The 13,736-nt window shown below is 62.3% G+C and carries 13 protein-coding genes; 7 read left to right on the top strand and 6 right to left on the bottom strand.

The genetic code is table 11. The features are described from left to right. Window positions 1–234: 234 nt before the first annotated feature. From QMO82_RS00985 to QMO82_RS00975, 3 genes are all read right to left on the bottom strand, one after another. Window positions 235–1,692 (bottom strand): NAD-dependent succinate-semialdehyde dehydrogenase, encoded by a 1,458-nt coding sequence (locus tag QMO82_RS00985; protein ID WP_183610366.1) that lies wholly within the window; start codon window positions 1,690–1,692, stop codon window positions 235–237. Between the two features lie 345 nt (window positions 1,693–2,037). Further along, entirely contained in the window at window positions 2,038–3,492 is a 1,455-nt protein-coding gene (locus tag QMO82_RS00980) for an aldehyde dehydrogenase family protein (RefSeq protein ID WP_183610365.1), read from the bottom strand. Next, window positions 3,489–4,766 carry an FAD-binding oxidoreductase gene (locus tag QMO82_RS00975; RefSeq protein WP_183610364.1) on the bottom strand — a complete coding sequence of 426 codons (1,278 nt, stop codon included), beginning with the start codon at window positions 4,764–4,766 and terminating at the stop codon, window positions 3,489–3,491. Before QMO82_RS00975 ends, QMO82_RS00980 begins: the two co-directional genes overlap by 4 nt. A 319-nt stretch (window positions 4,767–5,085) precedes the next feature. Between QMO82_RS00975 and QMO82_RS00970 the strand changes: the two genes are divergently transcribed. Continuing rightward, the gene (locus QMO82_RS00970) at window positions 5,086–5,805 is read left to right on the top strand and encodes a cupin domain-containing protein (protein WP_183610363.1); all 720 of its coding nucleotides are present in this window, start codon (window positions 5,086–5,088) and stop codon (window positions 5,803–5,805) included. 87 nt (window positions 5,806–5,892) lie between these two features. On the opposite strand, the gene QMO82_RS00965 is transcribed toward QMO82_RS00970, so the two are convergent. The 3 genes from QMO82_RS00965 to argE are packed head-to-tail and all read right to left on the bottom strand — an operon-like array spanning window position 5,893 to window position 8,328. Next, window positions 5,893–6,249, bottom strand: coding sequence for a cupin domain-containing protein (locus QMO82_RS00965; protein WP_183610362.1), 357 nt, complete (start codon window positions 6,247–6,249; stop codon window positions 5,893–5,895). Between the two features lie 14 nt (window positions 6,250–6,263). Beyond that, entirely contained in the window at window positions 6,264–7,187 is a 924-nt protein-coding gene (locus tag QMO82_RS00960) for a glyoxylate/hydroxypyruvate reductase A (RefSeq protein WP_183610361.1), read from the bottom strand. 13 nt (window positions 7,188–7,200) lie between these two features. Then, entirely contained in the window at window positions 7,201–8,328 is a 1,128-nt protein-coding gene (argE, locus tag QMO82_RS00955; protein WP_183610360.1) for an acetylornithine deacetylase, read from the bottom strand. Between the two features lie 299 nt (window positions 8,329–8,627). Here argE and QMO82_RS00950 point away from each other — a divergent pair, with 299 nt between their 5' ends. The 6 genes from QMO82_RS00950 to QMO82_RS00925 all read left to right on the top strand — a co-directional run bounded on the left by QMO82_RS00950 (window position 8,628) and on the right by QMO82_RS00925 (window position 13,734). Continuing rightward, entirely contained in the window at window positions 8,628–9,503 is an 876-nt protein-coding gene (locus QMO82_RS00950; RefSeq protein WP_183610359.1) for a GNAT family N-acetyltransferase, read from the top strand. A gap of 292 nt (window positions 9,504–9,795) precedes the next feature. After that, entirely contained in the window at window positions 9,796–10,062 is a 267-nt protein-coding gene (locus QMO82_RS00945) for an acylphosphatase (RefSeq protein WP_183610358.1), read from the top strand. A gap of 142 nt (window positions 10,063–10,204) precedes the next feature. Continuing rightward, a complete protein-coding gene (locus QMO82_RS00940) occupies window positions 10,205–10,855 on the top strand; it encodes a Rieske 2Fe-2S domain-containing protein (RefSeq protein WP_183610357.1) in 651 nt (216 codons plus the stop codon). Then, the gene (locus tag QMO82_RS00935) at window positions 10,852–11,697 is read left to right on the top strand and encodes an aromatic ring-hydroxylating dioxygenase subunit alpha (protein WP_183610356.1); all 846 of its coding nucleotides are present in this window, start codon (window positions 10,852–10,854) and stop codon (window positions 11,695–11,697) included. The genes QMO82_RS00940 and QMO82_RS00935 overlap by 4 nt, the downstream gene beginning before the upstream one ends. Then, the gene (locus QMO82_RS00930) at window positions 11,694–12,353 is read left to right on the top strand and encodes a glutathione S-transferase family protein (protein WP_183610355.1); all 660 of its coding nucleotides are present in this window, start codon (window positions 11,694–11,696) and stop codon (window positions 12,351–12,353) included. Before QMO82_RS00935 ends, QMO82_RS00930 begins: the two co-directional genes overlap by 4 nt. Before the next feature lies 1 nt (window position 12,354). Then, complete coding sequence (locus tag QMO82_RS00925; protein ID WP_183610354.1) at window positions 12,355–13,734, top strand: amidohydrolase; 1,380 nt, start codon at window positions 12,355–12,357, stop codon at window positions 13,732–13,734. Window positions 13,735–13,736 lie beyond the last annotated feature (2 nt).

The raw sequence follows: 13,736 nt of genomic DNA, 5'->3' as shown, positions 1-13,736 counted from the left end.
GGGCGGCAAGACAATTCGCTACCGTGGCGTCATGAAGTCGTGGGTGCTGGTGCGAGGCCGAGTGTTGACCGCCGCCGGCGGCGCGTAATCCGCATTGGACGGTTTTGCAGGCCTCCGGATCGACCGAAGCCGAAAGCTTGCCAGCGTGGGTATGTTGCGATGGCCGTGCAGCAAAAATGCGGCGCAAGCGCGTGCGCCGCATTGCAGGATCCTCATCTCATATTCGCTTCAGGCTCAGCTCAGCCCACCGATGTGGAAGCTCTTCATTTCGAGATATTCCTCGATGCCGGCCTGCGCTCCCTCCCGGCCGAGGCCAGACTGCTTGACACCGCCGAAAGGGGCGACTTCGGTGGAGATCGCGCCGGTGTTGAGCCCGATCATGCCGAACTCGAGGGCTTCGCCGACGCGCCAGGAGCGCTTCAGGTTTTCGGTGTAGAAATAGGCTGCAAGGCCGAAGGGTGTGCCGTTGGCGATTGCAATTGCCTCTTCTTCCGTTTCAAAGCGGAAAAGCGGGGCAACCGGGCCAAAGGTTTCTTCGCTGGCGAGCAGCATGTCGGTCGTCGCCTCCGTCAGGACCATCGGCGCAGCGTATTGCGACCCTTCCGTCACCGAATTGCTCCGGGCGGAAATCTTGGCGCCCTTGGCCAGGGCGTCGTCGACATGGCGGGTGATCTTCTCGATGGCCGCAGTGTTGATCATCGGGCCGATGACATTGCCGGGTTCCGTTCCCGGACCGACCTTCATGGCGTTGACGCGGGCGCCGAGCTTCTCGGCAAAAGCACCATACACCCCGGCCTGCACCAGGATGCGGTTGGCGCAGACGCAGGTCTGGCCGCCATTGCGGAACTTGGCCAGAATTGCGCCTTCGACCGCGAGATCGAGATCGGCATCGTTAAAGACGATGAACGGCGCATTGCCGCCCAGTTCGAGGGAGAGCCGCTTCACGCTGTCGGCGGCGCCGCGCATCAGAAGCGAGCCGATCCGGGTCGAGCCGGTGAAGGAGATCTTGCGTACTGTCGGGTTTGCCATGAACTCGTTGCCAATTTCCGTCGGCATGCCGGTGACGATGTTGATCACGCCTGCCGGAATGCCGGCCCGCTCGGCAAGCACACCCATGGCGAGCGCCGAATAGGGCGTGAACTCCGAAGGCTTGATGACAACCGTACAGCCGGCCGCCAAGGCGGGTGCCACCTTGCGGGTGATCATGGCGATCGGGAAATTCCACGGGGTGACGATAGCACAGACGCCGACCGCCTCCTTGAGCACGACGATGCGGCGATCCGGCGTCGGCGAGGGGATGGTATGGCCGCCGATGCGGCGGGCCTCTTCGGCGAACCATTTGACGAAGGAGGCACCGTAACGGACCTCGACGCGCGATTCATCGAGAGGCTTACCCTGTTCAAGCGTGATCAGCAGCGCAAGGTCCTCGAGATTTTTGATCATCAGCGCATGCCAACGCTCGAGCAGAACGGCGCGTTCGGCATGCGTCCTCTTCTTCCACGACGCAAAAGCCGCCTGGGCTGCGTCGATCGCCGCGCGGGTCTCGGTGGTTCCCATATCCGGAACAATACCGAGCTTCTCCTGCGTGGCGGGATTGACGACGCTCACCGTCTTGCCCGACGCCGCCCCCGACCAGATACCGTCGATCAGGCCGGCCTGCTGGAAAAGGTCTTTGTCTTTCAACTCAAGCATATCGTTTCCTCTCTGGCCATTGGTTGCCGGCTGCAAAAGCCACCGCGTTCAATGAATTCGGTCTCGTGCCACCATCGCCGGCGTGTTCCTCAGTCAAGCCTACCGAAACAGGACAAGCAGCATGCATCGACTGCGGCTGCCGCGGCGGTGGAAAATAACGTTTTGCGCGATGCGACAGTCTTCTCGGCTGTGGCTTGGAACCCGATCGGCGAAGCTATGCCGAGCCATCAATCCGGCAGCCGCCAACAAGACGAATGCCCTCACGCCGTTCGGCATCATGCTCTATCTCCTTGTTTTCACGCAATTCCGGACGCAAAACCGCTGCACACTTTTGCTGGAATTGCTCTAGAAGTAGCCGAGGATCGATTTGACCTCGAGATATTCCAGCATGCCCTCAAGGCCGTACTCGCGCCCATTTCCAGATTGCTTAAAGCCGCCAAACGGCGCGTGTGGATCCCAGGCCGGATAGTTGAGATGCACCTGACCGCAGCGGATTCGTGACGCGACGTCCCTGACGGCGTCGATGTTCCCGCCCTGCACATGCGCACCCAGTCCGTAGACAGTATGGTTGGCGATGGCGATGGCTTCGTCCACCGTGTCGTAGGGAATGAGGCAGAGAACCGGTCCGAAGATCTCCTCCTGGGCGATGCGCATGTCCGTACGCACGTCCGAGAAAATCGTCGGTTTAACGTAGAACCCGGCATTCAGGCTCACTGGACGACCCTCTCCGCCGGTGACGAGCGTCGCGCCTTCCGCAATGCCGACGCCGATCATGGTCTGGATCCGATCGAACTGGGCGCGGTTGGCGATCGCACCGTGCGTGGTGGCTTTTGCGAGGGGATCACCGATCACGATCTCATCTGCAGCTCTCCTGGCGAGGGCCTCGATCTCGGGCAGCCGCGCGCGCGGCACGATCATCCGCGTCGGTGCGCTGCATGATTGACCGAGATTGCGGAAGGCCGCCGCTATGCCCATGGAAACGGCGCGATCGAGATCGGCGTCCGGCAGGATGACGTTCGGTGATTTGCCGCCAAGCTCCTGTGCGACGCGCTTGACGGTCGGCGCGGCTGCCTGGGCCACCGCGATACCCGCACGGGTAGAGCCGGTAATGGAAATCATGTCGACATCCGGATGGGAGGCGAGAACCGAACCGACGCACGGGCCGTCGCCATTGACGAGGTTGAAGACGCCGGCAGGGAAGCCGGCTTCCTCGATCGTCTCTGCAAACAGCAGCGCATCGAGAGGGGAAAGCTCGCTGGGCTTCAGCACGACCGTGCAGCCCGCGGCGAGCGCCGGCGAAACCTTGGCGGTGATCTGGTAGAGCGGCCAGTTCCATGGAGTAATCAGGGCGCAGACGCCGATCGGCTCGTGGGCGATGGCGGTGTTGCCGCGCTGCTTGACGAAGGGGAAGGCTTCCAGGACATCGCGCGCGACCTTGACATGGGCGATCGCCAGCGGCACCTGCGCGGTGCGCGCATAACCGATCGCTGCGCCCATTTCGAGGCTGAGGCATTGTGCAAACAGTTCACTACGCGCTTCGAGCAGCGCCTGCAGGCGATCAAGCAGACCCGCGCGGTATTCCGGCTTGGTCCGGCTCCAGGCGGCAAAGGCTCGCCGGGCCGCGGAAACCGCAGCGTCGACATCCTCGCCGTTTCCGAGCGCAAAATGGGTCACCACCTCTTCCGTGGCAGGGTTGACCACCACGCCCTTGGCGCTGCCCCTGGGTTCGAGCCATTGACCGTCGATGAAGAACTTGTCGAGACGGCCGCTGCGGGACAGATGTTCGAGAGGCGCAATCATCCGACAAGGTCCTTCATGCGGTAATAGGCGCCGACGATGGGCAGGAACCACGGGTTTCCGGTATGCATCGGAACGGCGGGCCACGCGAAGCCGTCGAGTGGATTGGCGTCCTTGCGCCCCATCGCCATATCGGCCAGCGCGCGACCCATGAAGGTCGACAACTGGGCGCCGTGGCCGGAATAGCCCATGCTGTAAATGACACCCTCGGCATTGCCCGCGCGGGGATAACGGTCTTGCGTGCAACCGACGAGGCCGCCCCAGCAATAGTCGATCTCGACGCCTGCAAGCTGCGGAAACATGCCGACCATCTGCTGGCGCAGAAGCTGGCCGGAGCTGACGTCGGTTTTCTGGTTGGACACGGCCGAAAATCTCGCCCTCCCCCCGAACAGCATGCGGTTGTCGGGCGTGAGACGGAAATAGTTGGAGATGTTGAGGGAGTTGGTGAAGTTGCGGTTGCCCGGGACCGTCGCGGCGACCTCCTGCGGGGTGAGTGGGCGTGTCGCAATGATGAAGGAAGCGATCGGCATGAGCCTTCGGCGGAAATAGTTAAAGGCGCTTGGCGTATAGGCGTCGGTTGCCAGGATGACCTGGCGCGCGGTGAGTGAGCCGGTCGGTGTGATGAGCCGCCATCCATTCGACACGCGCTCGCGGGCGGTGACCGGGTTCCGCTCCCAGATCGCAGCGCCATGGCGGCGGGCCGCCTCGGCCATGCCGTTGGCGTAGCGTCCCATGTGCATCATGGCGGATTTCGGATAGAGGATCCCGCCATGGAAGGCATCCGATACCACCTCCTTGCGGAGGTCCTCACGCGTCAGCCATTCGGCTGACGGGTCGACCTCACGACGGATTTCTTCGGTCATCGCCTGCAGCTTGCTGACATGAGAGGGCTTCGAGGCAAGCTTGAGCTTGCCGCCCCGGCGGAAGTCGCACGCGATCTTTTCCTCCTCGATGATCCGTTCGATCAGGTCGATCGAGTCGTCATAGGCTCGCCACAAGCGACGCGCCCGGTCTTCCCCAAGATGCCGCCTGGCGGCGCCGAAGCTTGCGAAATGACCGCTGTTGAGGTGCCCGCCATTGCGGCCGGACGCGCCGTACCCAACGTGCTCGGCTTCCAACAGAGCGACCTTCACACCGGATTGCGCGAGTGTGCGCGCGGCATTGAGCCCCGTGAAGCCGGCGCCGATCACGGTAACCTCGAAATCTCCCGAGACGGGGTCGACGATGCCGCCGGTGAATGGGATCGAGGTATCATGCCAGTAGGAAGCAAATTTCATCGGCGCATGCCCTTATGCTCGTCAATCCGAATGCATGAAGTATATGCCCGCTGGCGTTGGAGGGGTGCGGCGCAGGCGGCCTTGTTTCGCAACAATTGCCTGTGTTCGGGGCGGCAAACCACAGCATATTCTGTTTATGCGCCAACTCCGCAGTCCACCCCCGGAAGCCATAGATTAGGATCTATGCGGAATTCGGTCCCATGCCCGGGTGTGAGGCAGCCGGTCCGAACAACCGCACCGGCACCCAGGCGCGGATTGGCACCGGCACCAAACCCCAGCACCAAACCTATGAATATCGCGCTAAAACGGGAGTTACACGATGACCGGTAAAACCATTCTCCTCTTCGAGGCGAAAAGCGGGTCCGCCCCGGAAGGCACGCGAAACGCCCTGGGACCAGACGACATATTCGGAGCCGGCCGCGACATCGCCTGGAGCGCCTCGGGCGGAGTTTCGGCCGGATCAGTCCATTGGAACGGAAAGGCCTCGATCGCGAGCTTTCCCCATACGGAATCGCTGGTCGTCGTGTCAGGGCGTCTTGTCCTGCAGTCGAGCGGCCTGACGGTTCATCTGACCCCCGGCGACAGCGTGGTCATCGGCCGGGGCGAGGCGATCACGGCGGAAGCGGAAAAAGGCACGCGCTGGATTTTCTGTGCGACAACCGCGGCAACATTGAGAACGCCAGGCATGGTGGCGATCGACAGGGATGTGGCACTTGCCCCTTCCGCGCCGCCTCTGGCGCAGTTCGTGGAGGGAAACACGCCGCAGTGCAGTCAGTTCAGGGCATATTTGGACGAAGCGGCCGGCTTTCGGGCAGGTGTTTGGGCGACGACGCCGCACGTCCGGCTGTCGCGCCCTCATCCCGTCCATGAATTGATGTATATCCTGGAAGGGCAGGCTGATGTGACTGATGGAGACGGGACGAAAACATCGGTCGGGCCGGGGGACGCGATCTTCGTCGGTCGCGGGACGATCAACCGCCTTTCAATTCACGGCAACCTCAAGAAGATCTTTGCCATCGTCGAAGGCCTGGAGAGTTAACCGGATCAGCGGCCCCGTCTGCTGTTCAGCACATGATTGCCGATATCGGAGGCGCGCCGTCATTCGGCGCGCCTCGTCGGCGGTCGCTCAGTCGTAAACGCAGACGTAGATCTTGCGTACGGTTTCGATGGTGCGCCAGACGCCGACAAAACCAGGCTTCATCACGAAGCTATCGCCGGCGCGGTAGGTCTTCGTCCCGCCGCCCTTCTCATCGATTTCAACGACGCCGGAAAGGATGTGGCAGAATTCGTAGACCGTGCCCTTGATGGAATGGTGTTCGCCGGGCGTCGCTTCCCAAATGCCGGTGAGCACCTTCTCACCTTTCGAGGCATCTTGTGCCCAGGTCTTGTAGGCCGGACTGCCCGAGATCAGCCGTTCTGCGTCCGGGAGGGACTGCTTTGGCGTAAAATTCGGCTCGGTATCGATGGTCAACAGAAGCGACATTGCATTTTCCTCGTTTAATAACCGCGTGTCCGATCGACCAGGCCGATCAGATTTTCACCGGCGCGGTGGCGCCGGATATTGTCAACGACCGAGTGCGCTGCCGTCTCCGGCTGCGTGACGGAAGCGATATGCGGCGTGATCGCCACTTTCGGATGTTGCCAGAGCGGATGGTCTGCCGGCAGCGGCTCGGGGTCGGTGACGTCGAGCATTGCCGCGGCGAGACGGCCATGATCGAGCGCCTCGATCAGTGCGGTCTGGTCGAGGTGGGCCCCGCGACCTACATGCAACAGTCGTGCGCCGACCGGCAGTTGGGAGAAGAGTTCGGCATTGAGAATGCCGCGCGTCTCATCGGTGAGCGGCAGCAGGCAGACCAGAATGTCCGTCTCTGCCAGAAAATCGACAAGCCCATCCGTGCCATGATGACAGGCGACGCCGTCAATTTGCTTTTTGCTTCGGCTCCATCCTGCGAGAGGAAATCGAAACGGCTTCAAACGCTCGATGGCCGCCTGCGCCAGGATGCCGAGACCCAGGAAGCCTATTCTGCGCCGGATGGCCTGCGGTGCGGCGAGGGTCTGCCAGACAGACTGCTTCTGCAGCTCCCGATAGGCGAGCATCTCCCGGTGGAGCGTCAGGACGCCAAGAGTGACGTATTCCTGCATCATCCGGATAATGCCATCCTCGACCATGCGGACGACTGCTACAGGCTCCGGCACGCTGTCTTGTTTGAATTGATCGACGCCGGCGCCGATGGAAAACAGCACTTCCAGATTGCGGTAGCGCGAGATGTCGCTGGGGACCGTCCAGGTCAAGAGATAGCGTACCTTGTCCGGATCCACCGGTTGGCCCTGCCCGACGAACTCCAGATCCGGAAGCTCGCGCGCAAAAATCTCCTGGAAAATTGCCCCGCGTGTGGCATCGGAATTGAAGAGAAACGCCATGGAAAACCTTCCTTCAGCCTTCGGCAAGGTGGGTGCCGAGCTCCTCGATCATCGTCTGGCATGCCGCGAGCTCGCCAACCTCGATATATTCGTCGGGCCGGTGCGCGCGGCCGATATCCCCGGGCCCGCAAATGATGGAATCGATGCCAGCCTGCTGATAGAGGCCGGCCTCCGTGCCGTAGCTCACGGCAGCAAGCGGCTCCTGCCCTGTCAATTCCCTCAGCAGGGTTGCGAGTTGGCTGCCTTCGGGGAGCGCAAGTCCGGGATAGGCGCTCAGCTCCTGCCAGCCCACCTCGAAGCCCTGGTCCCTGAGTACGGCGAGCTTGGCCCTTACCGGCTCGAGCAGAGATGACGGTGAGATATCAGGCACAGCGCGGACCTCTACATCGCAGATGCAGCGATCCGGAATGATGTTGACCGCCTGGCCTCCGGCAATGACACCAACCTGCAACGACGAGTAGGGAGGCGCGAAATCATGGTGGAAAGGGCCTGATGTAAGGGACTTGCCGTATTCCGCGACCGCTGTGATCAGATTGGCCATGGCGTGAATGGCGTTAAGCCCGAGATCGGGGCGTGAGGAATGCCCCGACCGGCCGATCACCTCGAGCCGGACGGCTGCCTTGCCCTTATGCGCCCGCACGGCCTGCATCCGGCTCGGTTCGCCGATGATCGCCCCCAGCGGGGCATCGCACAGGTTTGGCAGCTCGGCAATGAGATGCGGTACGCCACGGCTGCCCGCCTCCTCGTCGTAGGAGAAGGCAAGGTGAATTGGCCGCCGCAGGTTCATGGCGGCAAGCTTCGGCAATGCCGCCAGGGCACAGGCGAGAAAGCCTTTCATATCGGTGGTGCCGCGTCCGTAAAGCCTGTCGTCCTCGGCACGCAGGACGAAAGGATCCGAACTCCACTCTCGTTCACCGGCCGGCACGACATCCATGTGCCCGGACAGAATGTAGCCTCGGCCTTCGCGCGGCCCGACAGTCGCAAAGAGGTTGTAACGGTCACCTTCGGGGCCGAGATGGACCGTCACATCGGCTCCCGCCGTCCGGCAATAGTCACCGATCCAGTCGGCAATTGCGCCGTTCGGCGTGCCGACAACGGAGGGGAATGCGATCAACCTCGCGAGAATTTCCTTGACGTCCATGAGTGACCAAGTTGCCGTTGGAGTGGTCTGATGCATGTCGCCTGGAAGCGTGCAGCGGTTCCGGCGTTGCGACATGCATAAAATGAGAAGTTCTAGCTGCTGGCTAGCCTAAGCAAAGGCAGGAGTTTTGCCTGCTGAGTGGGGCCTCGCTTCAGCGGAAGATTTCGAATTGATGCGACGAACAAGCCAATCCTGCCGGCCTTGGCGTGCAATATTGCGACTTGGTTGCAATCGGCGCAGGAACACTGTCTACCTCTGGTGGGGTTTGGTGATCTGGCGAGCGGAGCGGATACCCGAAAATGCAGAAATCAGTGCGCCTGAAATCGTTCGAATTGATTGCGCAGGATATAGACAGTGTCGATGTCGGCCTGCTTCACGCACTGTCGATCGGCGTCGGCTGGCCGCATCGGCCCAAGGACTGGGATTTCCTGCGGCGCGCCGGCCGGGGTATCGTCGCCGTCGATGGCATTGGACGCGTCTTCGGAAGCGCGATGTGGTTTCCGCATGGGGATGATTTCGCCACGATCGGGCTGGTGATCACGTCGCCGCGCACCCAGGCGCAAGGGACCGGGCGATGGCTCATGGAGCAGGTGTTTGAGAAGTGCGGCGACCGCAATCTGAGCCTGAATTCGACCCATGCGGCTTACAGGCTTTACGTTTCGCTCGGGTTCACCAAAGAAGCAATTGTCTATCAATACCAGGGGAATGTTGCGCCTGAGCTCCCTCCCCTGCCGGAGCTGAATGGGCAGTTGAGCGAGCTGTCCAGCGGCAAAATCGAGGAGATCAACGCCTTCGATAGGCGAGCCTTCGGCACCGATCGCGAGAAGTTGGTCGCGTTGCTTTCAGAGGGTGCGTCGATTTGTACGCTCCGGCGCGACGGCGAAATCGTCGGCTATTCCATGTGTCGCGAGTTCGGACGTGGCCATGTGGTCGGTCCGATCGTGGCGAGCAACGATCAGGACGCGATCAATCTTACCGCCGTGCATCTCAAGGATTTGGCAGGCGGGTTCGCACGTGTCGATACGCGGCAGAAAGGCCTGTTCGCCGAGTTCCTTCAACAGAGCCGGCTCGCCGTCTCGGACACGGTTACGACCATGTCTAGGGGGCGCAGTTTCCTGAATGGGAAGAGCGGCGAACCGACGGTTTATGGTCTGGCCGGCCATGCGTTAGGCTAGAGCAATGCCAGGAAAAGTGCGAAGCGGTTTTCCGTCCGGAATTGCGTAAATACAAAGGGAGAGCGGTTCGGCGCTTCCTAAAAGCTGAACCGCTCTAGGCAGCGTGCCGCCAATATGCGCGCCAGGCGATCTGTCTCCTTGCAAAATACGGGCTTGCGCCGTGTGACGGCACTGCCGGGCAATACGGCCGGAGAGCTTTTGCAAAGAAAACTCAAACGCCATATCCTTGCTTCGACGATGATCCTTCCCACGTTCGTTCAGGCGCTGTGGTGAGGGAAAGCAGGGACGAAGCATGGGACAAGATACAAGCCACCTCCAGGAGCGGATGACGATTGTCGGCGATCTCAAGGCCGCCTCCTTTGTCCCCTGGATCCGGCGTCATGCCGCCAAGCTCGGGCTCTCGCACAGCATATCTCATACGAGTTCGATGCGGATCGAGGTTGAGGTTTCAGGACCGGAGGATCTGATCGACATGCTGGAGGTGGGCTGCTCTCTTGGGCCGATCGACGTCTGGGTCGAGAGCATAGAACGCACGGCGATTAGCGGCGAAACAGTCTAGCGCCGAGCGCAATCTTTTGGTGTGTGCATATAATTTAATCAACGTTGCCAATGCGAAATAATTATGCAAACGTGGGGCGTTGAGCACGATGCCCTGGGGTGGAGCGTGCTCGGCAAAACAGATAGGTTCAGGAAGTCTCGTCATGCCATCCGATACGACCGGCTTTTGGACGCCAGTCGCCCTCTCCCGGGATCTGCCGGCCGGAACCGCGATGCCGGCGCGGACGGCATTGGGATCGATTGCCCTGTGGCGCAGCGCCTCGGGGCGCATATCGGCATCGGCAGATCGCTGTCCGCATCGCGGTATGCGCCTGTCTCACGGCTTCGTGCGCGGCGAGGCCCTTTCCTGCATCTATCACGGCTGGAGCTATGACCGGGCAGGACATTGTCTGCGCATTCCCGCCCACCCGGGGCTGACGCCGCCGGAAACCATCCGCGTCGCCACCCATGAGGTCGAGGAAGCCGGCAGCGTGATCTGGGTGGCCGTGGGCGCGCCGGCGTCGAAGCCGCCGAGGCTTGACGGCCTTGTTGCCCTGCGTTCCCTGACGGCGTTCGCCGGCATCGCGGCGATCGAGGCGGCGGCGGGTGCGAAGGCGAGTCCTGACGGTCTTGTCGAAATCGACGCATCCACCGGGGCCGTCTGTCTGCTATTATCCCCTTTGGTAGACGGACAGACGCTGATCCATGTGCTGCTGAAGGCTGACGCCGGCCCCGCGGCGGGCATCGGCGCTTCACGCGCCGCCGAGAGCCTGCGCCGCCGGGCTGAGGGTCTTCAGAGGGAGATCGCGCAATGACCATGCAGGCGATGATCGACGAATGGTATCCTGTCGGGCTTTTCAGCCAGCTCGACAGCGCAGGTCGCACGACGGCGTTGATGGGCGAGCCGATCGAAGTGGCGTGCGATGCCGATGGCAATGCGAAGGTGACGGGCAGAGACGGCCGTGTTCTGCCGGTGCGTGTGCGTTACGGTCATGTCTGGTCCTCCCTCGGCGAGCCGAAGAAGGAGCTTTTCCCCATTCCCGAGGCTGACCAGCCCGGCCGCCGCTTCGTCGATGTCGGCGTGGTGCGGGTGCGCTGCTCGCCCCTGCGCGCTGTCGAGAACTTCCTCGACATCGCCCATTTCCCCTTCGTCCACACCGACATTCTCGGCGCGGAGCCGCACACCGAGGTCCAGAACTACAAGGTCGAGATCCGCGAGGAAGAAGACGAGGTCTGGGCAACGCAGGTGAAATTCTACCAGCCGCAGGCCGCCAAGTCGGCAAGCGGCGGGATCACGACGGAATACATGTACCGCGTGCCGGCACCCACCTGCTCCGTGCTTTACAAGACCTGCCCGCCGCGCCCGAGCGAATGGGATGTCATCACGCTCTTCGTGCAGCCGCTGGCTGAGGACCTCTGCGACGTCTGGCCATGGATGGCGCTCTTCGACGACGAAACCGCGATGACCGACCTCATCCATTTCCAGCAGACGATCTTTCTCCAGGACCGGTCGATCCTCGAAAACCAGATCCCGCGGCTCCTGCCGCTCGACCCCGGCATGGAAATCCCGACGCGAGCCGATCTGACATCGATCGCCTACCGGCGCTGGCTGAAGCGTCATAACTATACCTACGGCGCGCAGCTGGTGGCGCAATGAAGCTCTACGACTACATTCTCTCGCCCAGTTGCTACAAGGTGCGCCTGATGGCGGCGCTGATCGGCGTGAAGCTTGACCTGCGCCCGGTGGATTTCCATCCGGGCGCCGAGCATCGCGGCCCCGAACTGCTTGCGCTCAACCCGGCAGGCTCCATTCCGATCCTGGAGGATGGCGATCTGATCCTGACGGAATCGTCGGCGATCCTCGTCTATCTCGCTGCCAAGGCAGCACCCGAATGGCTCGGCAGTGGTAAGGCCGAGGAAGCGGCGCGGGTGCAGCAATGGCTGTCCTTCTCCGGCCGGCTGACGGCAAGCCTCGGCGGTGCACGGCTCCATGAAATGCTGTTGCGGTCCGGCGATATTGGCGCTCTGCAGGCCCAGGGCATCGCCGCCCTTCGCGAGCTTGAAGCCGGGCTTGTCGAGCAGGGCCTTCGCGGCATGCGTTTCCTCGCCGCCGACCGGCCGACAATTGCCGACATCGCCTGCTTTCCCTATGTGGCGCTGGCGCCCGATGGCGGCGTCACGCTGGATGCTTATCCTGCGATCCGGCTCTGGTCCCGGGCGCTGCGCGCCCTCGACAAGTTTATCGAGATGCCAGGTATTCACCGGCTGCACGAGCTGAAGCCCGAACCTCATATCGAACCGGGCGAGGCGTGACATGGCTGGTTATCTCCTGAAGAACTGCGCAGCCGTGATCGTCGACGAGGGCAAGGGGCCGGCCGTCCATCGCAATGTCGATCTGCTGACCGACGGCCCGGCGATCCTGGCGATCGGCGAAAATCTCGGGGCCGACGCGCTGCCTGCCGGCACGACCGTGCAGGATGCTGCCGGCTGGTTCGTCTATCCGGGGCTCGTCAACACCCATCATCACTTCTTCCAGTGCTTCGTGCGCAACCGTGCCGATCTCGACTGGACGAAGCTCTCGGTGATCGAGTGGCTGGACCGCATCTACCCGATCTTTTCGCAGCTCAACGAGGAGTGCTTTTACCACTCCTCCGTCACGGCGATGGCCGAGATGATCAAGCACGGCTGCACCACGGCCTTCGACCACCAGTACAATTTCCCCCGGCACGCCGGGAAGCGGCTGATCGACCGTCAGTTCGAAGCGGCCGATCTGCTCGGCATGCGTTTCCATGCCGGCCGCGGCGGCAACACCCTGCCGAAGTCGGAAGGCTCGACCATCCCCGACGAGATGCTGGAAACGACCGACGAGTTCATCGCCGACTGCGCCCGGCTGATCGAGACCTACCACGATACCAGCCCCTTCAGCATGCGCCAGGTGGTGGTCGCGCCCTGCCAGCCGGTCAATTGCTATCGCGAGACCTTCGTGGAATCGGTGGCATTGGCGCGCGATCACGGCGTGATGATGCATACTCATGTCGGCGAAGGCGAAAGCCCGGTCATTCAGGCTCGCCATGGCATGCGTACGGTCGACTATCTGGAAGAACTTGGCTTTGCCGGACCCGACGCCTTCTATGCCCATTGCTGGGAACTGACCCACGACGAACTCAGGAAGATGGCCGCCAGCGGCACCGGCGTCGCGCATTGCCCGGAACCGGTCTATCTGGTCGGCGCTGAGGTCACCGACATTCCCGCCATGGCCGCCTTCGGCCTGCGCATCGGCCTCGGCTGCGACGGCGCTGCCTCCAACGACAATTCCAACCTGATGCACTGCCTGCACTCTTCCTACATGCTGCAGTGCCTCGTCGCCTCCGGCCGCGCCCATCCCGTGCCGCCGCCGGTCGATTTCCTCGGCTACGGCACGTCAGGGGGAGCCAGCCTGCTCGGCCGGCGTGATATCGGCCGGCTGGCGCCCGGCATGGCCGCTGACCTGTTTGCGATCGACACCCGCCGTATGGATTATGTCGGCACGCGGCACGATCCGCTGAGCCTGATTGCCCGCGTCGGCATCGGCATGGCGACCGACATGACCATGATCAATGGCCGTATCGTCTGGCAGAAGGGCGAATTCCCCGGTCTCGACGAGGCCAAGCTGTCAGCCGATGCCGAGGCCGCACTATCCGCCGTGGAAATTTAAAA

Source organism: Rhizobium sp. BT04, from assembly GCF_030053135.1.
Classification (GTDB): Bacteria; Pseudomonadota; Alphaproteobacteria; order Rhizobiales; family Rhizobiaceae; genus Rhizobium; species Rhizobium binxianense.
The sequence above is the reverse complement of the archived record's forward strand: the minus strand, read 5'-3'. Positions and strand labels throughout refer to the sequence as shown.